This window comes from Dyella sp. OK584, from assembly GCF_057787755.1.
In genome coordinates this window covers 102,861-126,261 of sequence record NZ_CM173542.1, presented here as the reverse complement: position 1 = coordinate 126,261, position 23,401 = coordinate 102,861, and the positions used below count along the sequence as shown (strand labels likewise).

General features: G+C 63.8%; 20 protein-coding genes. 7 read left to right on the top strand and 13 right to left on the bottom strand.

Translation table 11 applies throughout. The features are described 5' to 3' along the window. Positions 1-122: 122 nt before the first annotated feature. The 6 genes from AC3CBN_RS00540 to AC3CBN_RS00515 all read right to left on the bottom strand — a co-directional run bounded on the left by AC3CBN_RS00540 (position 123) and on the right by AC3CBN_RS00515 (position 5,906). The gene (locus AC3CBN_RS00540; RefSeq protein ID WP_488634887.1) at positions 123-1,139 is read right to left on the bottom strand and encodes an NADP-dependent oxidoreductase; all 1,017 of its coding nucleotides are present in this window, start codon (positions 1,137-1,139) and stop codon (positions 123-125) included. Between the two features lie 16 nt (positions 1,140-1,155). Further along, the gene (locus tag AC3CBN_RS00535) at positions 1,156-1,944 is read right to left on the bottom strand and encodes an SDR family oxidoreductase (protein ID WP_488634886.1); all 789 of its coding nucleotides are present in this window, start codon (positions 1,942-1,944) and stop codon (positions 1,156-1,158) included. 16 nt (positions 1,945-1,960) lie between these two features. After that, positions 1,961-2,731, bottom strand: coding sequence for an SDR family oxidoreductase (locus AC3CBN_RS00530; RefSeq protein WP_488634885.1), 771 nt, complete (start codon positions 2,729-2,731; stop codon positions 1,961-1,963). Between the two features lie 188 nt (positions 2,732-2,919). Next, complete coding sequence (locus AC3CBN_RS00525; protein WP_488634884.1) at positions 2,920-3,609, bottom strand: histidine phosphatase family protein; 690 nt, start codon at positions 3,607-3,609, stop codon at positions 2,920-2,922. A 3-nt stretch (positions 3,610-3,612) separates the two neighbouring features. Further along, on the bottom strand, positions 3,613-4,680 hold the full coding sequence (locus AC3CBN_RS00520) for a phosphotransferase family protein (protein WP_488634883.1): 1,068 nt from the start codon (positions 4,678-4,680) through the stop codon (positions 3,613-3,615). Next, the gene (locus tag AC3CBN_RS00515) at positions 4,677-5,906 is read right to left on the bottom strand and encodes an acyl-CoA dehydrogenase family protein (RefSeq protein WP_488634882.1); all 1,230 of its coding nucleotides are present in this window, start codon (positions 5,904-5,906) and stop codon (positions 4,677-4,679) included. The genes AC3CBN_RS00520 and AC3CBN_RS00515 overlap by 4 nt, the downstream gene beginning before the upstream one ends. 276 nt (positions 5,907-6,182) lie before the next feature. On the opposite strand from AC3CBN_RS00515, the gene AC3CBN_RS00510 reads away from it, so the two are divergent. The 4 genes from AC3CBN_RS00510 (at position 6,183) to AC3CBN_RS00495 (ending at position 12,279) form a co-directional block, all read left to right on the top strand. Then, entirely contained in the window at positions 6,183-7,103 is a 921-nt protein-coding gene (locus AC3CBN_RS00510) for a LysR family transcriptional regulator (RefSeq protein WP_488634881.1), read from the top strand. A gap of 126 nt (positions 7,104-7,229) precedes the next feature. After that, positions 7,230-8,906 (top strand): FAD-dependent oxidoreductase, encoded by a 1,677-nt coding sequence (locus tag AC3CBN_RS00505; protein ID WP_488634880.1) that lies wholly within the window; start codon positions 7,230-7,232, stop codon positions 8,904-8,906. 79 nt (positions 8,907-8,985) lie between these two features. Then, positions 8,986-9,825 (top strand): peptide chain release factor N(5)-glutamine methyltransferase, encoded by an 840-nt coding sequence (gene prmC, locus AC3CBN_RS00500; protein WP_488634879.1) that lies wholly within the window; start codon positions 8,986-8,988, stop codon positions 9,823-9,825. Positions 9,826-9,987: 162 nt separating this feature from the next. Beyond that, positions 9,988-12,279 carry a TonB-dependent receptor gene (locus tag AC3CBN_RS00495; RefSeq protein WP_488634878.1) on the top strand — a complete coding sequence of 764 codons (2,292 nt, stop codon included), beginning with the start codon at positions 9,988-9,990 and terminating at the stop codon, positions 12,277-12,279. Here AC3CBN_RS00495 and AC3CBN_RS00490 read toward each other — a convergent pair. Both AC3CBN_RS00490 and dxs read right to left on the bottom strand, forming a co-directional pair. Beyond that, positions 12,256-14,856: an MMPL family transporter gene (locus AC3CBN_RS00490; RefSeq protein ID WP_488634877.1), complete on the bottom strand. Its 2,601-nt coding sequence runs from the start codon at positions 14,854-14,856 to the stop codon at positions 12,256-12,258. The two genes, AC3CBN_RS00495 and AC3CBN_RS00490, sit on opposite strands and share 24 nt — an antisense overlap. 87 nt (positions 14,857-14,943) lie before the next feature. Continuing rightward, positions 14,944-16,833 carry a 1-deoxy-D-xylulose-5-phosphate synthase gene (gene dxs / locus AC3CBN_RS00485; protein WP_488634876.1) on the bottom strand — a complete coding sequence of 630 codons (1,890 nt, stop codon included), beginning with the start codon at positions 16,831-16,833 and terminating at the stop codon, positions 14,944-14,946. 132 nt (positions 16,834-16,965) lie between these two features. Here dxs and AC3CBN_RS00480 point away from each other — a divergent pair, with 132 nt between their 5' ends. Further along, a complete protein-coding gene (locus tag AC3CBN_RS00480; protein ID WP_488634875.1) occupies positions 16,966-17,382 on the top strand; it encodes a low affinity iron permease family protein in 417 nt (138 codons plus the stop codon). A 19-nt stretch (positions 17,383-17,401) separates the two neighbouring features. On the opposite strand, the gene AC3CBN_RS00475 is transcribed toward AC3CBN_RS00480, so the two are convergent. After that, positions 17,402-18,004 carry an HNH endonuclease gene (locus AC3CBN_RS00475; RefSeq protein WP_488634874.1) on the bottom strand — a complete coding sequence of 201 codons (603 nt, stop codon included), beginning with the start codon at positions 18,002-18,004 and terminating at the stop codon, positions 17,402-17,404. 254 nt (positions 18,005-18,258) lie between these two features. On the opposite strand from AC3CBN_RS00475, the gene AC3CBN_RS00470 reads away from it, so the two are divergent. Further along, positions 18,259-19,020, top strand: a complete 762-nt coding sequence (locus AC3CBN_RS00470; RefSeq protein WP_488634873.1) for a SapC family protein — start codon at positions 18,259-18,261, stop codon at positions 19,018-19,020. A 212-nt stretch (positions 19,021-19,232) separates the two neighbouring features. Beyond that, positions 19,233-19,634 carry an ester cyclase gene (locus AC3CBN_RS00465; RefSeq protein ID WP_488634872.1) on the top strand — a complete coding sequence of 134 codons (402 nt, stop codon included), beginning with the start codon at positions 19,233-19,235 and terminating at the stop codon, positions 19,632-19,634. A 4-nt stretch (positions 19,635-19,638) separates the two neighbouring features. On the opposite strand, the gene AC3CBN_RS00460 is transcribed toward AC3CBN_RS00465, so the two are convergent. The 4 genes from AC3CBN_RS00460 to AC3CBN_RS00445 all read right to left on the bottom strand — a co-directional run bounded on the left by AC3CBN_RS00460 (position 19,639) and on the right by AC3CBN_RS00445 (position 23,397). Next, positions 19,639-20,352: a DUF899 family protein gene (locus AC3CBN_RS00460; RefSeq protein WP_488634871.1), complete on the bottom strand. Its 714-nt coding sequence runs from the start codon at positions 20,350-20,352 to the stop codon at positions 19,639-19,641. Positions 20,353-20,419: 67 nt separating this feature from the next. Continuing rightward, positions 20,420-20,893 (bottom strand): GNAT family N-acetyltransferase, encoded by a 474-nt coding sequence (locus tag AC3CBN_RS00455; protein ID WP_488634870.1) that lies wholly within the window; start codon positions 20,891-20,893, stop codon positions 20,420-20,422. A gap of 209 nt (positions 20,894-21,102) precedes the next feature. Beyond that, entirely contained in the window at positions 21,103-22,878 is a 1,776-nt protein-coding gene (locus AC3CBN_RS00450; RefSeq protein WP_488634869.1) for an acyl-CoA dehydrogenase C-terminal domain-containing protein, read from the bottom strand. A 36-nt stretch (positions 22,879-22,914) separates the two neighbouring features. Continuing rightward, positions 22,915-23,397, bottom strand: a complete 483-nt coding sequence (locus tag AC3CBN_RS00445) for a hypothetical protein (RefSeq protein ID WP_488634868.1) — start codon at positions 23,395-23,397, stop codon at positions 22,915-22,917. Positions 23,398-23,401 lie beyond the last annotated feature (4 nt).

Here is a 23,401-nt window from a genome sequence, read left to right as displayed (position 1 = left end):
GGCATGTTTGTCGTGGCGTTTCCGGCATGCGATGCACGGTCGCGCACATGGTGCGCTCCTACAAGGTTGCGGCAGCCCTGTAGGAGCGCACCATGTGCGCGACCGCAACCCTTCGATGTATCTCAGTCCTCACTTGCCACGCGCAACACCAGCTTGCCGGTATGGCTTCCATCAAACAGCCGGTTGAGCACCAGCGGCGCGTTCTCCAGTCCATCAGCCACGGTTTCGCCGGCCTTGATCTGGCCGTTGAGAATCCAGCCCACCAGGTCCTGCACGGCGCGCTGCGTGTCGCGATAGTCGAACGCGAGGAACCCGCGCACGGTGAGACGCTTGACGATGATCACGCTGTAGTCGTCCGATGGCTTGCCGCCGCTGGCGTAGTTGGCGATGAGGCCGCACAGTGCCACGCGGCCGCCGTTGACCATGCGAGACAGCACCGCGCGCATCACCGGGCCTCCCACGTTCTCGAAATTCACGTGCACGCCATCGGGCGTTGCCGCAGCGAGTGCCTTCTTGAAGTCGTCGGCTTTATAGTCGACGGCCGCGTCGAAACCGAGATCCTCGACCAGGTGGCGGCACTTCTCCGCACCGCCCGCAATGCCCACTACACGTGCGCCGCGCAGCTTGCCGATCTGGCCGGCAATGGAGCCGACCGAACCGGCCGCCGCCGATACCACCAGCGTTTCGCCGGGCTGCACCGGTGCGATCTCGGTCAGGCCGTAATACGCCGTGATGCCACTGAAGCCACAGGCGCCGAGCAATGTGGGCAATGCCACGGGTGATTTCGGCGGCAGCTTGACCCAGTCTTTTGCATGGGCGTCGTCGATGACGGCGTAGTCCTGCCAGCCGACCAGACCCTGCACCAGGTCACCCACCGCGTACCGCGACGACCGGGACGCGACCACGCGGCCAAGGCCAAGCCCGCGCATCACTTCGCCGATCGCCACCGGCGGCATGTACTGCGGAATATCGCTCATCCACACGCGATTGGTTGGATCCATCGACAGATACAGCACACGTACCAGCGCCTGGCCATCCGCCAGTTCTGACGTGGGTTGTTCGCGCAGCTCGAAATTCTCCTGGCGCACCAGACCTTCGGGTCGGGTTTTCAGCAGCAGTTGCCGATTCGTAAAACTCATGGCGTGATCTCCAGGATCAGACGGCGCGGGCGCCGCCATCGAGCACCAGCTCGGCGGCAGTGACGTAGCGGCTTTCGTCGGAAGCGAGGTAAAGCGTGGCGTAGGCGACATCGTCTGGCTCGCCCAAGCGGTGCATCGGGATACCGCGCACCAACTTTCGCGTGGCTTCTTCCTCGCCCAGCTTCTCGAAAAATGGCGCGACGATGCCGGTGCGGATGAAGGCGGGGTGGATGGAATTGCAGCGCACGTCGATCTTCTGCCGCGCGCAATCCACCGCAACGGATTTGGTCAGCATAGCCACGGCTGCCTTCGACGTGTTGTAAGCCGTGTAGTCCGGATCGACCTTGAAGGCGGCCAGCGAGGAAATGTTGATGATGGAAGCGGGTTGCGCATCGCGCAGATAAGCCATGGCGTGCTTGCAGCCGAGCAAGACGCTTTCCACGTTGACGCCCATCACGCGACGCCATTCCTTCAGCTCAATGGCTTCTATCGCACCGAGCGAACCGATGCCCGCGTTGTTGACCAACACCGAGATGCCGCCCATGGCCTGCGCCGCCTCCGCAAGCGTGCGCTCCCAGTTTGCCTCGTCGCGCACATCCTGCGGCGCGGACCAGGCCACTTGCGTATTGGCATCACGGTTGATATCGGCAGCTAGCGCCGCTGCCGCATCGCCATCAAGATCGGTGAGGAAAACTTTGGCGCCGTGCCGGGCAAGCATGCGTGCGATGGCGGAGCCGAGGCCGCCAGCGGCTCCGGTAACAAAAGCGCGCTTGCCGGCGGCGCGCTGCGGAAGGGGTTGGGTCATGGGAGAGTCCTTGGGATCAGACGCACAGATAGCCGCCGTCGACATTCAGCACCGCACCTGTGGTGTAGGAGGCCGCGTTGGAAGCGAGATAGAGCGCGGCGCCGGCCATCTCCGACGGCTGCGCCACGCGGCGCATCGGCACGTGGGCCAGCGCTTGTTTCAGGATGGCCGGCGTGTTTACCAGCACGGAAGCGAACTTGGTGTCGGTAAGGCCAGGCAGCAGCGCGTTGCAGCGCACACCCTGTTCGGCGCATTCCACCGCGAACGCCTTGGTCATCGAAATCACCGCTGCCTTGGTGATCGAATAGATGCCTTGCGCCACGCCCGGTACCACACCGTTGACCGAGGCGACGTTGACGATGGAGCCGCCACCGTTTTTTGCCATCAGACGGGCACCATGCATGGACATGTAGAAATAGCCGCGAATGTTCACATCCACGGTCTTCTGGAACACCGAAGGATCAGTATCGAGAATGTGGCCGAAGAACGGGTTGGTGGCGGCATTGTTGACGAGGACGTTCAGACGTCCATGCGTCTTTTCTACTTTATCGTACAGAGACTCGATCTGCTCCATTTCGCCGATATGGCAGGCGATGGCTTCGGCCGATCCGCCACTTGTCACGATGTCGTCAACCACTGCCTGGCAGTCGACCTGCTTGCGGCTGGATACGACGACGTGCGCGCCATGCTGCGCGAGCAACCTGGCGATCTCCGCACCGATGCCACGGCTAGCGCCGGTGACGATGGCGATCTTGCCGGTGAGGTCGAAGGGATTGGGTATGGTCATGGCGGCCTACCTGAAGGTGATGAGGTGTTTGGGGTTTACCGTCATTCCGGCGAAAGCCGGAGGTGCTTTACAACAGCCGAAGGGCTGGTCATCCAGCGACTTTGCTGTTGGGTGACAGGCACTGGATTCCGGCTTTGGCCGGAATGACGTTAGGGCGCGGCGGCATGGCATGGAAGAACAAGGCCAACTCATCGCAATGTCACCAGTGCGGAATCATTGACCCGTTCCAGATGCGGCCACGCGTTGTACGTCGTCAGCGTGGCACCGCGCGAGCCTAGCCGCAGTCGCGTCACGCTGGCGTTCACCAGCGGCCAGCTGAGCTTGAACGTGTGCTCGATGGGCGTGTCGAGCAGGGCGCTGGCGATCACCGCGATGGGGCCGCCGGAGGTGAATGCCCAGATCGTTCGTGCGGGATAGTCGGTGAGTTGCTGCAAGGTCGTAAGAACGTCGGCGCGGAATGACAACCAGCTGCGGCTGTACTCGTGGTCATGTTCACCACTGACCCAGCGCGCGATGGCTGCAGCGAACAATTGCTGGAACGCACGATGAGGGTCCTTGGCTTGTTTCAGCTCGGCGCGCAACGCGCCTGCACCCGCGAGATCGGGACGCTGGCGTGCCAGCAGCTCATGGTGGTCAACTTCATCCAGTCCTGGCAGCAATAGCGGCTGCATCGCGATGTCTGCTGCCTGCAGACACAGCGATGCCGTGTCGCGGTGGCGAACGCGCGGACCGATCGCCACCAGGTCGGGTTGCGAGCCGCAGGCGGCCAGCCACTCGCCGAGCAGGCGCGATTGCTGCTCGCCGATCGGCGAGAGCCGGTCATAGTCCTCGGCACTGAAGCTGGCTTGGCCGTGGCGTATCAGCAGTAGCTCGCGCATCGCTTAGCCTTCCGCAGCAATCAGGCGACGACAACGCATGCCCATGTAGCGGGCGGCGTCGCCGAAGCCGGCGAACTGCGGGTTGGTGGTCTGGCCCAGCGCATAGCGGCGGTAGATCTGCTGGATGATCACCATCAGGCGGAACAGGCCGAACACTTCGTAGAAGCCGAAGCGTGACACGTCCAGTCCGCTGCGCTCGCCGTAGTACGCGATCACTTCGGCACGAGTGAGCATGCCCGCCTCGTGCGTGGGTTGGCGACGGAACGACTGGAACACCTTGTCGTCATCGGCCTGCACCCAATAGGCCAGCGAACCACCCAGATCCATCAGAGGATCACCGATCGTGGCCATTTCCCAGTCGAGCACGCCGATGATGTCGAGCGCGTTGTCGGGTGCGAGTACCACGTTGTCGAAACGGTAGTCGTTGTGGATGACGCAGCTGGCGTTGTCGTGACTGGGCTGGTTGGCTTCAAGCCACGCGAGCACGTCCTCGCAGGAGTCGGAACCTTCTGTGGCGGCCTGTCGCCAACGGTTGCTCCAGCCCGTCACCTGACGTGCGATATAGCCCTCGCCTTTGCCAAGGTCGCTCAGTCCCGGCTGCGTGACATCCACCTTGTGCAGCTCGATCAGACGATCGATGAAACCCAGGCAGAGCGTGCGCACACCGTTGCGGTCGAGCCCCAGTTCGGGTGGCAAATCGCGCCGGAGGATGTTGCCTTCGAGGCGCTCCATTACGTAGAAATCCTGGCCGATCACACTGGCGTCGTCACAGCGCGCAAGGATGGCGGGCACGTACGGATAACTTGGCTTGAGCGCGTGCATGACGCGCGCCTCGCGCAACATGTCGTGCGCGGATTTTGCCTTGGCGCCGCGCGGCGGGCGGCGCAACACCAGTTCGCGGTTGGCGTAACCCAACAGGTAGGTGAGATTGGAAGCGCCGCCGGGAAATTGCCTGACGGTCGGCGTGCCTTCGAGGCCATCGATATGCTGCTTGAGGAAGGCATCGACGCGCGTCACGTCGAAGGCATCTTCTTCGCGTACCGCGCGGGCCTGGTCTGGAATGGCAGTCATGCGCTGGATCCCTGCGAGAGCTGAGCCTTGGCTTCAAGTTTGGCGACGACGGCGCGGTGTACTTCGTCCGGACCGTCGGCCAAACGCAGCACGCGGGCGTAAGCGTAGAGCTGTGCCAGCGGAAAATCGTCGGTGAGGCCGGCGCCGCCGTGGATCTGGATCGCTGCATCCGCCGCTTGCTGTGCCACCGCAGGCACCACCACTTTGATCTGCGAGATCAGGCTGAGCGCGGCCTTGCTGCCTTGCGTGTCGAGTGTCCACGCCGTCTTCAGCGTCAGCAATCGCGCCTGTTCGATCGCCATGCGCAGGTTGGCCACGATGTCGGCGTTGCTACCGAGCTTGAACAACGGCTGGCCGAATGCCACGCGGGACTGTGCACGTTTGCACAGCAGCGACAGCGCACGTTCGGCGGCGCCAAGCGCGCGCATGCAGTGATGCACGCGGCCGGGGCCGAGCCGACCCTGTGCGATCTCAAAGCCGCGGCCGGGGCCGAGAATCACGTTATTCAGCGGTAGACGTACATCGTGGAAACTCAGCTCGCCGTGGCCGGAGGGTTCGTCGTAGTCGTGGAATACCGGCAGCATGCGTTCAATGTGCACGCCAGGTGCATCGAGCGGGCAGATCACCATGCTGTGACGGCGATGCGGCTCCGCCTGCGCATCGGTCAGGCCCATGAAGATCACGAAGCGGCAGTGCGGATGACCGAGGCCGGTGGTCCACCACTTGCGGCCATCGAGCACCACCTCGTCACCCTCAATGCGTGCCGTGGCCTGCATGTTGGTGGCGTCGGAAGAAGCAACGTCCGGTTCGGTCATGGCAAAGCCCGAGCGGATCTCGCCATTGAGCAGCGGCTTCAACCAGCGCTCGCGTTGCGCAGGCGACCCGTAACGATGCAGCACTTCCATATTGCCGGTGTCCGGCGCGTTGCAATTGAACACCTCGGGCGCGATGAAGGAGTGGCCCATGATTTCGGCCAATGGCGCGTATTCGAGATTGCTCAGGCCAGCGCCATCTTCCAGATCCGGCAGGAACAGGTTCCACAGGCCCGCAGCGCGCGCCCGCACTTTCAGCTGTTCCATCACCACCGGTTGGCGCCACTGACGATGGTCGGCGCCGCCGGCCAGCTGGGACGCGTAGACCAGTTCGGCGGGGAGGATTTCCTCGCGCATGAAGCGGCTGAGGCGCTCGGTGAGCGACAGGGTGCGCTCTGAAGGGGTGAAGTCCATGGTCAGGCTCCTGAGTCCGTCGCAGCCTACGCCCCTGTCATCCAATTAGTGAAATGAATATGCTTTATGGACGGACATTAATGACTTGAATGACTGGTCAGCTAAAGCTTCTCATCCGTCATTCCGGCGAAAGCCGGAATCTAGCGCCTTGGTGGCACAACCAAGTCACTGGATTCCGGCTTTCGCCGGAATGACGGAGAGGTTCTGGCGGACTCATTCTTGTGCCTGCCGTATCAGCCACTTGCTTGGCGTAGCAGTCTCCTTGAGGACCCATCCGTGGAACGCGACAGTCGCATCGATCTCAACCTGTTCCGCGTGCTGGACGCCATCTACACCCACGGCGGGGTCAGCGCCGCCGCGCGCGTGCTGCACCTGACCCAGCCGGCGGTGACGCATGCGCTGGGCCGCCTGCGCGATCACCTGGGCGATCCGCTGTTTGTGCGTCAGGGCAACCGCTTGCTTCCGACCGAAAAAGTGCGCGCGATGATGCCGACGGTGCAGGCGCATCTGAAGGGCCTGCTGGCCAGTACGCATGCCCAGCCCCAGTTCGATGCGGCGCGGCTGCAGATGGAATTCGTGATCGGGTTTCGCGACATCCTCGAATCCATTGCATTGCCCGGTCTGATGGCGCGCATCGCTCGCGAGGCGCCGAAGGTACGCATCGTGAGTCGACGCGTGGCTGCCGACGACGTGGAGCGCGAACTGGGCACCGGTACGCTGGATCTCGCCGTGGACCGGCCGTTGCGTGCCGGCGCACGCATCGCACATCGTCACCTGCTGGATGAGACGCTGGTGGTGGTGATGCGCCGCGATCATCCATTGACCGAACAGCTGCGCCGCGACGACTACCTTGCCGCCGAGCACCTCACCGTCTCACCACTGGGCGAGTCCAGCGCACTGGATCTGCTGCTGGGTCAGAACGGCATGTTTCGCGAGGTACGGCTGGTGTGCCAGCACTACTTCTCGGCATGCCAGGTCGTGGCGGCCAGCGATCTTCTACTCACTGTGCCGCAGGCGTACGCGAGTCATCTCGCTGGGCTGCTGCCCATCGCCATGCGGCCGTTACCCATTCGTGTAAAGGCCTTTCCCATCCTGGCCTACTGGCACGATTCGAAAGACGCAGACCAGGCGCACCGCTGGTTCCGTGAGCGTGTGGCAGAGGCGGTCGCGCAGGCGATGGAAACTTCTTCACTCTGACTTGCTACCGACACCGCAGCGGGCGCACGATGCCAAGACGGAGCCGCGTCCCTCTTTGCGCCGCGCCGATAACCCAGCAGGAAGACGCCGGCGCGTGCGACCGGCTCCAACGACGAGGTGTCATGCATGTCGGTTACTACGCCCACGCCTGAAGTGGTGTACGACCCCACCGATCCGATGAACCGCAAGGAACAGATGTTCCCGCGGCTGAATCCGGCGATGGTGGCGCGCATCGCGGCTTATGGCGAAGAGGAGCGTGTACCCGCTGGTACCATGCTGTTCCAGCGTGGCCAGCGCGGTGCGGATTTCTTCCTGGTGCTGGATGGCCTGATCGAAGTCTTCGATCTGGACAAGGACGGGAAGGCAAACGTATTCACGATCCACGCCGCGAGGCAGTTCAGCGGCGAAATGAATCTGTTCAACCAGCGCAGCGTGCTCGCCTCGGGGCGTGTCGCCTGCGACAGTCGCGTGGTGCGCGTGCGCTCGGAAGCGTTTCGTCGCATGGTGGCCGCTGAGGCGGACGTCAGCGAAATCATCATGCGCGCCTTCATCCTGCGTCGCGTGGGCCTGATACGGCAGGGTCACGGCGGCGTCGTGCTGGTTGGCCCCGGACACAGCGCCGATACGCTGAGGCTGGAGCGCTTCCTGGTGCGCAACGGATATCCGCACCGGCTGTTGGACACTGAGGTCGATCCGGATGCGGACGGTTTCGTGGCGAGCTTCCAGCTCAGGCGTGAACAGTTGCCGGTGGTGATCTGCCCCGAGCGTTGCTTCCTGCAAAACCCCAGCAATTCGGAGCTGGCCGACGAGCTTGGCCTTACCGAAACCATCGATCCGAATTTCGTATATGACGTGGTAGTGGTCGGCGCCGGCCCAGCCGGTCTTGCGGCTGCTGTCTACGCGGCATCGGAGGGACTCTCCACCATCGCGGTGGAAGGGCTTGCTCCCGGCGGGCAGGCTGGCACTTCGTCGAAGATCGAAAATTATCTTGGCTTCCCCACCGGCATTTCCGGACAGGCGCTGGCTGGACGCGCGCAGGCGCAAGCGCAGAAGTTCGGAGCTCGCCTGGCCATCTCGCGCCACGCAACAGGCGTCGACTGTTCAGAGCAACCTTATCGGTTGATGCTCGACGATGGGCAGACCATTAGTGCGCGTGCGGTGATCGTCGCCACCGGTGCGCGTTATCGCAAACTCAATGTTCCCGGCTATTCGCGCTTCGAAGGCGCGGGCATCCATTACGCCGCCACGGCGATGGAAGGCCATCTGTGCAAGAACGAAGAAGTGGTCGTGGTTGGCGGCGGAAATTCCGCCGGACAGGCAGCGGTATTCCTCTCGGGTCTCGCATCGCACGTACATGTGCTCATACGTTCCGATGGATTGGCTGCGACCATGTCTGACTACCTGGTGCAGCGCATCGCCAGGTCCTCGGCCATCACCTTGCATACACGCAGCGAAATTGTTGACCTCGATGGCGAGGAGCGGCTGGAGCATGTCACCTGGCGTCATCGAGATACGGTCGAACTCACTACGCGCCCGGTGGGTAACATGTTTGTGATGATTGGCGCGGAACCATGCACTGACTGGCTAACCGATTGCCTTGCGCTCGATACCCACGGCTTCGTGCTTACGGGGCGCTGCGCCGAAGGTCATCTGCTGGAGTCACCGTTCGCCACCACCAAGCCGGGCATCTTCGCTGTCGGCGATGTGCGTTCCGGTTCGGTCAAGCGCGTGGCTTCCAGTGTTGGTGAAGGTTCCGTGGTGATCCAGGCCGTGCATCATTACCTGCATCCGGAAGCAAGCTGACGCGCAGCGCGCAAGCTTTACACTGTCGGCTCTCTGTCGATGGATACCACCATGCTGCGTCTGCCGCCTCGCCGTCTGAATGAGTCGTTCCCGCGTGGCTGAGGTGCGCCAGGCGCTTGGCGACGCGGCACGCGAGCTGGGTGACCGGCTGGAAGCGGAACTGCTGCTGGTGCACGTGCTGTGCAAGCCGCGCAGCTGGCTGATCGCACATGCCGACGATGCGCTGGATGCGGCGGATGCGGGCGCTTTCGCGGCACTGGTGCAGCGGCGTCGCGATGGCGAGCCCGTGGCCTATATCACCGGTCATCGCGGCTTCTGGTCGCTGGAGCTGGAAGTGACGCCAGCCACGCTGATCCCGCGACCGGAAACCGAACTGCTGGTGGAGCTGGCGCTGGATCGCCTGCCGATCGACCAGGCCGTTCGCGTCGCCGATCTCGGCACCGGGAGCGGCGCCATCGCACTTGCCATCGCGCGGGAGTGCCCGCACGCGCAAGTTGTCGCCACGGACGCCAGCGCCGCTGCATTGGCAGTCGCGCAGCGCAACGCGGAGCGGTTGGGCATCGGCAACGTCACCTTCGCACACGGCGACTGGCTCGCGCCGTTATCGAAGGATCGTTTCGACGTGATCGTTTCCAACCCGCCATACATCGAAGCTGATGACCCGCACCTGGGGCAGGGCGATCTGCGCTTCGAGCCCGTCAGCGCGTTGGCGTCCGGTGCCGACGGACTCGATGACATCCGTCGCATCGTTGCGGATGCGCGCATCCATCTGAAGCCTGGTGGCTGGCTGCTGATGGAGCATGGCTGGAATCAGGGCGATGCCGTGCGAGCCGTGCTGCAGGCGGCCGGCTATGGCGAGGTGTTTACCGCGCAAGATCTGGAACAGCGCGACCGGGTCAGCGGCGGGCGCAGCGACTGAGCGCGAACCGTCTTCCGGTTGCTGCAAAGTGCCATAGGCGTACACTCGACCAAACCTTGAGAAGTCAGTGCCCGGTGTAGGGCGTTTGTCCGGGCGCATGCCATTCCTGCCGGGAGAGGCGCCTTGCCCGATCGCGTGTCTGGATCAAGCAATCCTGTGCGGATGCGAGGTTTCACGGTTTGGCTGGCGAGCATCGGGCTGGCGTTGCCGTGGGGTCTTTTGCATGCGCAGTTGGTCGAGCCTTCGGCGCAAGACCAGCCGGCACCGCCCCGCTCAGTAGCGCCGGGCACGCAGGCACCGAAGCGAGTGGTGACGCTGGGTGAAGTCATCGTCACGGCCAATCGCCGTCGCGAGCCATCGCGTGAAGTTCCGATGCACGTCGAGGTGGTGGCAGCGGAGCAGCTGCAGCAGATGGGTGCGCGTACGCTCAACGACTATGTGTCCTATCAACCCGGCGTGTTCTTTGCCAGCCAGGGCGGCACGGGGCAGGGCGAACTGGTGATGCGCGGTGTGTCCACGGGCAACCAGACCAGCCCCACGGTATCGCTATATATCGACGACGTACCCATCGGCGGCAGTACGGTTTATGCGGCGTCCGCCACCTTCCTGCTCGACCCGGTGCTGCTGGATCTGGACCACATCGAGTTCCTCTATGGCCCGCAGGGCACGTTGTATGGCGCGGGCTCGATGGGCGGCCTTGTGAAGTACGTGACACACCAGCCCGATGCAAGCGCGGTTTCCGCAAACGTCGGCGCGGATATCTCAAACACCCAGCACGGCGGTATGAACTACTCCGAGCGCGCCACGCTGAATGTGCCGCTGGCCAAGGACGTGGCTGCCCTGCGCCTGAGCGTGGTGGATCAGCACGCCGCCGGTGTTTACGACGCGGTCGGTGCAGTTGCTGCGCGCGGCGCGGACCGCTCGCATACACAGGGCATACGTGCTCAGGTGCAGTTTGATCCAACCAGCAGGCTAAGCATCAATCTCAGCGCCACGGCACAGCGCATCGCCGCGGACGGCCTGTCGATGGCTGACTACAGCCTCGACGGGCAACCGATCTCAGGCGGCCCCTACAACCGCAACCTTAACCATCGTGAGCCCTTCACGCAGACGCTGCAGCTGTACGCGCTACGTGCCAGCTACGACTTCGGTTGGGCGACGCTGGACTGGATCAGTGCATACCAGAACTTCACCAACCGCAGCGTGCAGGACTATCCCAGCGGTTTTCTCGACCTGCTCAACCTGCTGGGCCCCACGCTCGGAGTCGATCAACGGTTGAGCAACCTTTACGTCGATTCCAACTACACCGTGCACAAGGCCACGCAGGAAATTCGTTTCACCTCCAGCAAGGGTGACCACATCGACTGGCTGGGCGGCCTCTGGCTCAATCGCGAAGATGTGTGGGCGCAATATGCGCTGCTTGGCGACAACCTCGCTGCGCCGGGAAAGACCTTTCTGATCGAACAGCGCCACAGCTCACGATTTGAGGAATATGCCGGCTACGGTGACCTCACCTGGCATGTCGGTCCCACCTTTGATCTCGCGGCCGGGGCGCGCATCAATGGCGATTCGCAGCGGCTGTCAAGCCAGGAACAAGGCCCGGTGGCGGGAAGTCCTGGTGGTTTCAGCATCGGGCGAAACAGCTCCGATATCACCGAGATGCTCACTGCCACGTATCGCCCGGATGTCCGTCACAGCTACTACGTCCGCGTATCGACGGGTTACCGTCCTGGCGGACTGCAGGCGCCTCTGACCAGCAGCATCCTGGGCCCTGTTACGAACGCGTCGGATACGTTCGGCTCGGACAAGTTGCAGAGCTACGAGATTGGCTACAAGGGCAGCCATCTGGACGGCCATCTGAATATTGGTGTGGATGCCTACGATATCGAATGGCATCATATGCAGCTGTTCACCTATACGCTGGGCAACACCATCATCCAGAACGCCGGCGATGCGCGTGTGGATGGCCTGGAAGCACAGGTTAGTTACGACACCGGTCCGTGGAACTTCAACGTCGCTGGCGCGTATACCTACGCACGCACGTTGGACAGCAATCCCGAGATCGGCATCAGCGAGGGTGCGCCGCTCCCTTATTCGGCGCGGGCCACGGCCACACTCAATGCCCGCTACCAATTCGAGCTGGCGGGCTTTGGCGCCTATGTCAATGCCACGGAGCGACTGTCGACCATGCGCCACGCAGGCTTCGCTGGCGATCCGAGCGATCCGGATTTTCGCTTGCCCGGATTCGGTCTGCTCGATCTGAATGCCGGTGCGACCCTTGCGCATGGCATCACCGTGGATGTCTATCTGCGCAATGCCCTGAATCGACGCGTTGCCATGGGCACACTGAACGCCCAGGCGATCAACTTTCTCGCGGCGTTGGGTGGCCCGATGCTGGTGCAGCAGTCGACGCCGCGTACTTTCGGCGTGTCATTCAACGTTCCGTTTCACTGAAGACGCCGGGCCGAGCGCGTAAAGTAGTGCGGGCAGGAACACAAACGTTGCCAGCAGCACGGCAGCAAGACTGAGTAGCAACAGTCGCCCCATGCTGGCCATACCCAGATCGTGCGACAGCGCCAGCGAACCGAACGCAGTGCCGGTCGTGAGGGCCGAAAAAAGCACGGCGCGCGCCGATGCCGAGCCCACGAAACTGTCCATGCCGGCGCGCCAGTTCATGACAAAGTACACGTTGAACGAGACGCCTACGCCAAGCAGCAGCGGCAACGCGATGATGTTGGCGTAGTTGATCGACATGCCGGCGAGGCGCGCCGCGAGGGCGGTCAGCAAGGCCGACATCGCAAGCGTCAGCAACACGATGACGGTATCGCGCCAGCGCCGCAGCACCAGCAGCAGGACGACAGCGATGGCGATCGTGGCCCACGTGGCTGCCTGCTGGAAGGCATGCATGATGGTGTCGGCCGAGGCAATGGTGGTGATTGCCGGTCCACCGACATTCGGCACAACGCCCTTCACTGCGGCGACGAAACGACGCAGCGCTGCGGTGTCTTGCGCATCGGTCGTTGGAGACACCTGGATGCGCACGCGACCGTCGGCGGCTATCCAGTCCCGGCGGATCGACTCCGGCAGGTCACGCAGCGTCACGGCACGCGCCTCAAGTGATTCGCGCAAACGATCCAGTTGCGTGGGAAGAAACCGACTCACGGCCGCGTTCATTGCCAGCAATGTTGGGTCTGATGCGTGCCGCAACTGGCCCAGCGCGGTATCGATGCCGCGTAGTGGCGAATCGACGGGAAGTTCAGGCATGGCCCGCGCGATGGCTTCGCGGCTGTCGTCGATCGCCTCGCGTAGTGCTGCGGGTGTCACGGCCGCCGGGTCGGCACCCAGGCTGATGGAAGGCAATAGCAGGTCCTGGGCCTGCTCCAGCTGATCAAGCTTCGCCTGCTGGTGTGATGGAACAAAAGTGCCGGCATGGATCACGCTCGATACTTCCGCCAGCGCTTGCAGGCGCGCGGCCCACGCGCGTGCCTGCGCCAGATCGGGGGCGAGGATATCGATGTTGAATGGGTTGGTGACCGGGTGGTCGGCCATCTGTTGCAGTGTCCGCATCGGCTCGGAGTCCGGCGCCTGCGTGTGCAGTGGGTTGGCGTCAAATGGCATGTGCAGAACGGCAAACAGTCCCGCGATCGCAAGCAGACCGAAACCGATCAGTACGCCATGACGCCTTCGGTTTAGCCATCGATCGCACGCCGCACCATAAGGCAGCGCGATATCGCCGGCGCTGTCCTCTGGACACAGCAACGCGAGCAGCGCGGGCAGCAGGGTCAGCGTGCATATCAACGCCAGCACCATGCCGGTGCCAGCGATGATGCCGAGCTCGGCTACGCCGACGAAGGCCGTTGGGGCAAATGCGAGGAAACCGCAGGCTGTCGCGGCGGCAGCTACCGCGATCTGGCTACCGGCCGAGCGCGCTGTTGCAGCAAGCGCGTCGGCCAGCCGGTGATGCTGCTGGCGCTGGTCGCGCAGGCGCACGGTGAACTGGATGGCAAAGTCCACGGCCAGGCCGACGAACAGCACGGCGAACGCCACCGAGATCAGGTTCAACGTTCCCACGGCCAGCGCCGCGAAGCCGAGCGTCAACAGCAAACCGGTGAGCAGGGTGATCAGTATGGGCACTATCAGCCGCCACGAGCGCAGCGCCAGATAGAGCCACAACGCCAACAGCAACAGGCTGACCACCGTACTGCCGACGATGCCGTCGGTGAGCGCGCCAAATTGAACGTCCGAGAGCGCCACCGAGCCGGTGTAGTGCACTGAGACCCGGCCTTCGCGCACCGCGGGCAATTGCGCCCTCGTGCGCTCCAGCGCCTGGGTGGCGGCAAGGCCGGGCTGAAGCGCGCCCCGGTCGAGCACGGGGTGGATAAGCAGCAGCTCCGGTGCGTCGGCCTGCTGGATCACATCCGAGCTCAGCATTTGCTGCCACGACAAGGGCTGGGTTTGCCCACTTGCCGAGGCTTGCAGCACCTGGCGCAATTGCTCCAGCGCAGCGTGATACGGCGTCAGGTCCGCATGGGCAATGCGCACACCTTCGGCCATCAACGACACGCCCTTCAGAAGGCCACGTGCCGATGGATCGCCGGCCAGAGGCCCCAGCAGCGGTTGGGCCGCAAGCAGGCCATCGAGCAGCTTGCCAAGGTCCTTCGCGTCAAGCAGCAACAGGCCTTCGCGGCGCAGGTAGGGATTCGCACCGGGTCGCACGACATCGCGAAAATGTGCGTGATCCGCCTGCATTGCGTGCGCCAGCGCATCGGCTGTGAGTTCCGCTTCCTCCGGCGTCTTGCCACGCACCACGACCACAATGACATCGTTGAATTGTGGGAACAGGCGATCCATCGCCAGCGCGTGCTGCCGCCAAGGCAACCGTGCGGAGAACATGTGATCGGTGTCGGTATCGATGCCGAGGTGGCTGGAGGCGTAGCCAAGACAGGCCAGGCCTGCCAATGCGTAGGCGCCGATCACTTGCCAGGCATGGCGCCGGCTGGCATCGACGACGCGGGCAATCCACTCAGCCACCGCGGCAACTCCCGAAGGCTACCGCGTCGTCCTACCTGACGCGGCCGGTGTCGCGGTGTCGCCGGACGCTGCGGCCCGACCCGGAGGTCAGGCGCTGATCTGGTTCAGGCTTCCAATTTGTGGAAATCGCGCGCGGATGGCGTTGCGGATGCTCGGCAGATCCAGGCCGGCCATGGTCAACACTTCTTCGCGGCTGCCATGTTCCAGGTACACGTCGGGCAGGCCCAGGTGCAGGATCGGCTTGACGATGCCGTGAGCGGCCAGGCACTCGGCCACGCCGCTGCCCGCGCCGCCGGCAATGGCGTTGTCTTCCAGCGTCACGAAGGCATCGTGCGTCTTCGCCAGCTCGAGGATCATCGCCTCGTCCAGCGGCTTCACGAAGCGCATGTTGACCAGCGTGGCGTCGATTTCGCCGGCAATGACCGTAGCGGGCGCCAGCATGGCGCCGAAGCTCAGCAGCGCCAGTCCACGACCTCGACGGCGCAATTCCGCCTTGCCGATTGGCAGCGTATCCAGCTCCTTGCTGAGCGGTACGCCCGGGCCGGAGCCGCGCGGGTAGCGCACCGCGGCGGGGCCGGCGTAACCGAAGCCGGTGCTCAGCATCATGCGGCACTCGTTCTCGTCAGCTGGCGCCATGATCACCATGTTCGGCAGACAGCGCAGGAAGGAAAGATCGAAACTGCCTGAGTGCGTGGCGCCGTCCGGGCCGACCACGCCGGCACGGTCGATGGCGAAAGTGACGTCGAGGTTCTGCAGCGCCACGTCGTGAATGGCCTGGTCATAAGCACGCTGCAGGAAGGTGGAATAGATCGCCACCACCGGCTTGGCGCCCTCGCAGGCCATGCCCGCGGCTAGCGTTACCGCGTGCTGCTCGGCAATGGCTACGTCAAAATAGCGCTGCGGGTATTCCTTGGAGAAACGCACCAGTCCCGAGCCTTCGCGCATCGCCGGCGTGATGCCCAGCAGGCGCTCGTCTGCCGCGGCCATGTCGCACAGCCAGTCGCTGAAGATGTCGGTATAGGTGGGCTTGGCCGGCGCGGATTTCTTCACCAGGCCAGCCTGCGGATCGAACGGGCCGACCGCGTGGTATTCGATCTGCGCCTGCTCGGCGGGCGCGTAGCCCTTGCCCTTGGTGGTGATGACGTGCAGCAGCTGCGGGCCGGGCAGATCCTTCACCGTGCGCAGCGCGGCGAGCAGCTGCGGAATGTTGTGGCCATCGATCGGGCCGGTGTAGTGGAAGCCCAGCTCCTCGAACAGCGTGCTCGGTACGAACATGCCCTTGGCGTGTTCCTCCCAGCGCTTGAAGAAGCGGCCGAAGAAGGATTGCTTGGGGATCGCGCGCTTGGCACGTTCGCGCCACACGTTGAGTGTGTGGCTGGCCATGGCGCGGGCCATCATCTTGGTCAATGCGCCAACGTTCTCGCTGATGGACATGCCGTTGTCGTTGAACACGACCAGCATGTTCGGCTCCACGTCGCCGCCATGGTTGAGCGCTTCGAACGCCATGCCGGCGGTCATCGCACCATCGCCGATCACCGCCACGAACTTGCGCGGATCACCCTTGCGCTGGGCGGCGATGGCCATGCCGAGCGCTGCCGAGATCGAGGTGGAGGAGTGGCCGACGCCAAAGGTGTCGTACTCGCTTTCCTCGCGGCGTGGGAACGGGGCGAGGCCGTCCTTCTTCTTGATGGTGGTGATGCGGTCGCGGCGGCCGGTGAGAATCTTGTGCGGATAGCACTGATGGCCGACGTCCCACACCAGGCGGTCGACGGGTGTGTCGAACACGTGGTGCAGGGCCACGGTCAACTCAACCACGCCCAGACCTGCGCCGAAATGACCGCCGGAGCTGGCCACGGATTCGATCAGATATTGGCGCAGCTCGTCGGCGACAGCGGGCAGTTCCTCATCGGGAACGCGGCGCAAGTCGGCGGGCGTCTCGATAGGCGCCAGGTGGGGGTAACGGGAAAAGTCGTTCATCTGCGTATTGTTGGCCCAGCGAGGGGGCGGGGCAAGGGCAAACGGGTGAAAACTCGCGGGCACTGCGTCTGCACGCGGTGCAGACGTGGCGGGCGCGAGGCTCAAGGCAGGCATTCAGCAAGGGTCTTCTTCATGAGCAAGCGCAAGGCATTCCAGCGTTTCTCCGAGGCGGTTGCCCGCCATTCGGGACGGCCGGCCGCTTTTGTCCTGGCTGTCGCAGTCGTGGTGGCCTGGGCGCTCACTGGCCCGATGTTCCACTTCGGCGACACCTGGCAGCTGGTGATCAATACCGGCACCACTATCGTCACGTTTCTGATGGTGTTCCTGATCCAGAACACGCAAAACCGGGACACCGCGGCGCTGCAGATCAAGCTGGACGAACTCATCCGCAGCTCGGCGGCACACAACGCCCTGCTGAACCTGGAGGAGCTCGACGACGCGGCGCTGGAACACATTCGCCGTCATTACTGCCTACTTGCCCACGAAGCGGCAGACAGCGTCATCGACGATATCGAGCGCGAGCTGGAAGACGCGAAAAAAACGTCGTGACCTGGCCGCCGACCGGCGGTCAGGCCATGTGTGCGCGCCGGTCGCGAGGCAAGTGGCTCACCAGGAATTCCATCTGGTCGGCCAGGATATTGCGGTTGGACAGGATCAGATGCTCCACCCAACTCGGACGGTAAGGCACCGCCAGCAACGGCATGTTGGCCTGCTGCGGGGTGCGGTTGCTCTTCTTCAGGTTGCAGGCCAGGCAAGCGCAGACCACGTTTTCCCAAGTGTCCTTGCCGTGCTTGGAGATGGGCAGCACATGATCGCGGGTGAGCTCGCCGCGGCTGAAGCGATCGCCGCAATACAGGCACAGGTAGCGGTCGCGGGCGAACAGGGCAGCGTTGGTAAGCGCGGGCGCCGGATCGATCGCGTGGTCACGGCAATGGCCCGTGCTGGCGATGATCGGGTGCAGGGAAAGCCGGCTCTGCTCGCCACTGATGCGGTTATGGCCGCCGTGCACGGTGAGACAAGGGTCTCCCAGGGTCCAGGCGACGGCGTCGCGGACATAGAGGCAAACCGCCTCCTGCCAGCTTATCCAGTCAAGAATTCGGCCAGCGGCATCCAGCGAAAGCACGCGAGTCGAATGAAGATCGACAACGCGGCTAGGTACTTCCATAAGCATGCAAAACCGTCCTTCAACCAGTGCGAATGAACGTCCGGGCGATGCAACGATGCTCGTATTGACTTGAGCATAGACCAATTTCGTTACAGAACACACGCAAATGGTTGTCAGGACAGGAAGATCCCGTCACGGACGGGGGTGTTCGCGAGGCGTGCGGGCGCTGATATAGTGTTTGTTCATCTGTAGACCCGGGGCCGGGTTTGGGAGGGGGAGCCTGGGTGGCGACCCCGGCACGGCAGGGGAGAGGTAGTAACGTGGCTGAAGTTCTTTTCTACGAGCGTCCTGTTCCGCTCAACCGTAACGAGCACAAAGACCTGCGCATCAAGCCCATTCCGAACCTGAAGTTCGCGGGCCTGGTGCACTCGGTGCCGCTGACCGGCGTGGAATTTCCCGCTGCGGCGCGCGACCTGCCGATCCTGTTTGGCGGTTTGACGGCTCAGGATGCCGGCCCGATGGCTCTGCTCGGCCTGCGTCAGAACGAGAACCTGTTCATCGACGCTGATGGCCGTTGGGAAGCCAACGCCTATATCCCGGCCTTCGTGCGCCGTTATCCGTTCGTGCTGGCCGAGAAGCCGGCCGGTGCGGAAGGTGACGATTTCACTGTGTTCCTCGACGAGGCTTACGAAGGCTTCGGCACTGCCGAAGGCGATCGCCTGTTCAAGGAAGACGGCAGCGAGACCGAGCTGCTCAACAACGCGGTGAAATTCCTGGGCGAATTCCAGCAGCATATCGGCCGCACGCAGTGGTTCATGGAACAGCTGCGCAAGCATGACCTGCTCGAGCCGCGCAACATCCGCCTGGAGAAGGATGGCAACACCATCAATCTCAACGGCCTGTTCGTGGTCAACGAAGACAAGCTGCGCCAGCTGGACGAGAAGACCACGCATGAGTTCCTGCGCGAAGGCGTGCTCGGCTGGATCTACGCGCACCTGCTGTCGCTGGGCAACATCGACCGCGTGTCCCAGCGCCTGAGCCAGCGCGAGCAGGCTGAAGCATCGGCTGCGTTGAAGAACTAACCAGCCTTTCGGCGCCGCGGCACGGATGATGTCGCGGCGCTGTTCCCGTGGCGCGCAAGGCGCCGCGGTGTCCGCCGAGGTGGGCGGCGTGCAAACCGTCCTCACATATTCGAAGCATGTTCGGGCGATATGCTTGCTGCGCACGGGCCCATGGCATTGCTCCAGGTTGGGTGCTCCCGGCCAGTCCGCGGTTTCCGCAAGGAGGCAGTTGCGTGTCGGAACAGAACAAGCGTGTGGTGTTGGCCTACGTGGACGCTTTCAACCGCGGCGACCTCGACGCGGTGTGCGAAATCTTTGCCCCTGATGCGCTGATCCATGGTGCGCAGGGCTGGGGCGGGCTGGATGCGGCGCGGCCGATCTGGAGCGACCTGATGCGCTGCTTCCAGGTGAGCCTGGAAGTGGATGCCGTGGTGGCTGAGGGCGATACCGTAGCGGTCTGCTACACCGAGCGTGGCCGTTCGGTGGCTTCGTTCCGTGGCGGCCCGGTGACCGGGCGCGATTACGAAATGATCGCCATGGAGTGGTTTGTATTGAAGGAAGGCCACATCGAGCGCCGTTGGGGCGCGCGCGACACGGCATCGATGTTCCTCCAGATGGGGTTGCCGTTGGCCTAGGGTGTCAGTGGGGCTTGTCGTACCACAGGCTGGGCCGCCAATCCGCACCTCGACCTTCCGGGGTGACATCGAGCATGTTCCACAGCGGCCAGATGAGATCGACGTGGCGTGGATCTTGTCCTGGCTCTGGCGCCGTGAACATCAGCTCGCTGCTCCAGATGTGGTGAATCTGGCCATCTTGCCTCGCGAACACGTTGAGCGCGGGTATCTGCTGGCCGTCGGCCGTCTCGCCGTGGTAGTCCGCGCTATAGGTGTTGTGCGCCGACGACAGCAGGTGCAGGTATCGCCAGCCACGTTCGCGCGCGAAATGGCGGATGCGCTGGATCGGCGACTTGGCTACCACAGCCACGTTGGTGCGCTGGCGCAGGTGTGGCATCTGGCCGTCGAGCGCATCAAGGATGGATGAGCACGACGGGCAAGGTTGCGCCATCGCCGGGCCGAACATGAAGCTGTAGATGAGCAGGCTGTCCTTGCCGTTTTCGAACAGGTCGGACAGGCGCACCTGGCGTTCGATATCGGTATCGAGTGGCGTGTTGCCTTCGTCGTCGAAGGAGTAATCCACCGGCACCACGCCACCCAGCGGCAGGGCTCGCCTCAAGGCGGCTGTGGCTTCGATCTGCCGCCGCAGTTCCATTTCGGCGCGCAGGAGACGATCGCGTGCGTTGCGGTACGCATCGCTTTCACCGGGGAATCGCACGGCATGCAATGGCTGGCTCATGGTCGTCCACCCTCATGCAGCGGCCGCGCACGCCGCGACCGGCGTCTCTCCCGCGTGTAGTTTCCGCTCAGCGGACGGGCTTGGCGAGTCTCAGTAGATCGGCCGCATAGCCCGCGTTCTCGTAGATCGCGCGCGCCCGCTCGTTGCCGGGGAAAACGGCGAGCGTCACCAGATGGCAACGATGCTCGCGTGCCCAGGTTTCGGCGTGGTCCAGCAGCACACGGCCCACGCCGCGGCCTTCGTGCTGCTCAGCCACGGCGATGTCGGAAATGTGGCAGTTGCTTCGCCCGGTAAAGAAATCCAGCGTCTTCTGCAGGTGGACGAAGCCGACCGGTTCACCGTCGTCGTCCTCGGCGACGAACAGGAAGCTGTTGGCCGGCTGATCTTCGAGGTGGTGCAGCAGGTCCTTTCGTATGCCCTCGATGCATTCGTGTCGCCGCCGCCATGGGGGCAGGGTGAAATCCACGAAACGGGGCACCAGGCCGAGGATGAAGTCGTCGTCGTCTTCGGCCAGACGGATCAGGAACGTGACATCGCTCATGCGGGAAAACCGTACTAGCGAAAAGAGGTTTGCCGTTTCTACACCTTGGCGGGCCGCCGCGGTAGTCCCCGACTCGCTACCCGTAGGGGCGCACCCAATGTGCGACCGCGCCGTTCTGGCATCACCGCGCCGCTGGCTCGTCGCGCACAACGGGCACTCCTGGAAAATACAGCCGGGCAGCCCCTCGGCGAGAGGGGCTGCCCGATTGATCAGGCGATGGCCGGGACGCTGTCCACGCCGGCCTCGATGGCCGCCTTGTGGGTCAGGCAGCGCGGCAGGATGCGTGCGAAGTAGAACTTCGCCGTGTCGCGCTTGGCCTGCTTGAAGGCTTCCTGCTGGCTGCCGTTGGCCAGCGCCGCCACGCTACGCGCCTGCATGTAAGCCAGCGCGATGTAGCCGGAGTAATACAGGTAGTCGATGGCGGCGGCGCCCAGCTCTTCCGGGTTGCCCTGCACGCGCTGCGCCAGCGCCAGAGTGAGGTCAGCCCACTGCTTGGCGTAGGTGGCCAGCGAAACGATCAGGTCGCGCAGCGAGGCATCCTGCGCGTGCTGCTGGCAGAACGCCTGGATTTCCTGCAGGAAGATCTTGAAGCCCGCGCCCTGCAGCTGGAGGATCTTGCGGCCCAGCAAGTCCGCCGCCTGGATGCCGGTGGTGCCTTCGTACAGCGTGATGATGCGGGCGTCACGCACGAACTGCTCCACGCCGTTCTCGGCGATGTAGCCGTGGCCGCCGTACACCTGCAGCGCTTCCTTGGTGCTTTCCTGCGCCAGCTCGGTCACCACGCCCTTGGCGATGGGGATGAGGAAGGCGACCAGGTCGCTGGCCTTCTTGCGGGTGGCTTCATCTGCGCCGCGTGCTTCCACGTCGGTCTGCAGCGCGGTGTACAGCAGCAGTGCACGCGAAGCTTCCACGATGGCGCGCTGGGTCAGCAGCATGCGGCGAACGTCCGGCTGCACCAGCAGGTTGTCGGCGGGCTTCTCGGGGAACTTCACGCCCGACAGCGAACGACCCTGCAGACGCTCGCGTGCGTAGTTGGTGCTGTTCTGCAGCGCGCGCTCGGACAGCGCCAGGCCCTGCACGCCCACGCCCAGGCGCGCGGCATTCATCATGGTGAACATCGCGGCCAGGCCCTTGTGCGGCTGGCCGATCAGGTAGCCCTCGGCCGCGTCGAAGTTCATCACGCAGGTGGCCGAACCGCGCAGGCCCATCTTGTGCTCGATGGCGCCAGCCGCGACGTTGTTGCGTGCACCCAGCGAGCCGTCGGCGTTCACCTTGAACTTCGGCACGATGAACATGGAGATGCCGCGGCTACCAGCCGGTGCGTCGGGCAGGCGGGCCAGCACGAGGTGGATGATGTTCTCGGTGAGGTCATGCTCGCCGGCGCTGATGAAGATCTTGGTGCCGGTGATCTTGTAGCTACCGTTCTCGCCCGTGTCGGCGCGGGTCTTGAGCAGGCCCAGGTCCGAACCGGCCTGCGGCTCGGTCAGGCACATGGTGCCGGTCCAGCGGCCTTCCACGATCGGCTTGAGGTAGGTGTTCTGCTGCTCTTCCGTGCCATGCATCTCCATCGCGTGGCAGGCGCCTTCGGACAGCAGCGGATACAGGCTCCACGACAGGTTGCCCGACTGGAAGATCTCGGTGGTGGCAGTGCCCATCGTGTTGGGTAGCGCCTGGCCGCCGAAGTGCTCGGCCTGGGTCAGGCCGGTCCAACCGCCCTCTGCAAAGGCTTTGAACGCTTCCTTGAAGCCCTTGGGCGTGGTCACCGCGTGGGTGGCCTTGTCGAAGTGGCAACCTTCTTCATCGCCACTGGCGTTAAAGGGCGCGAGCACCGCTTCGCTCAGGCGACCGGCTTCCTCCAGCACGGCGTCCAGCAGGTCGCGTGTGTGGCCCTCGCCACCCTGCAGTTTAGCGAGAACAGCTTCTGCGCCGAGCACATCGAAAAGGGTGAAGCGCTGGTCGTCGAGAGGGGCCTTGTAGATGGTCATGGCGAAGTTCCTTCGGTGGTCATACGGGCGCTGGAATCAGCGCCAGGTGTTAGGGATGCCCGGCACCGGCGAGAGCCAGTCGTTGCCGTGGAAATTGAAATCGCGCGTCTTGTCTTCCTGCTCTGGTTTGGCACTGGCGCTGCCGGCCACGCTGTAGGGCAGGCTGCCGGCGCTGCCTTTGACGGCGACCGTCTTGAGCGCAGCCGACATTTCAGGGGTTGGCAGCAGGTCGATCTGGGCGACGTCGGCGGCGAAGGGGGGAATATCGAGATCGAAGCGGCTGTGCAGTCGCACTGGCACCAGGTCCGCCACCTTCAGCTCGCCATCGATGGATTTGAATTCCATGCCGCCGTAGCTGTTGTTCTGGATGCGGACGGTGAGGCGCCACTGGCCGTCTGGCCGCGTGGTCATCTCCTGGATGCTCACGGTGGGCGGGAACACGCTCTTCTTCGGCGGCCCGCAAGCCACCAGGCCTGCGACCAGAGCACCGAGCGCTACACAGCGAAGCAGTCGTCCCATGGAT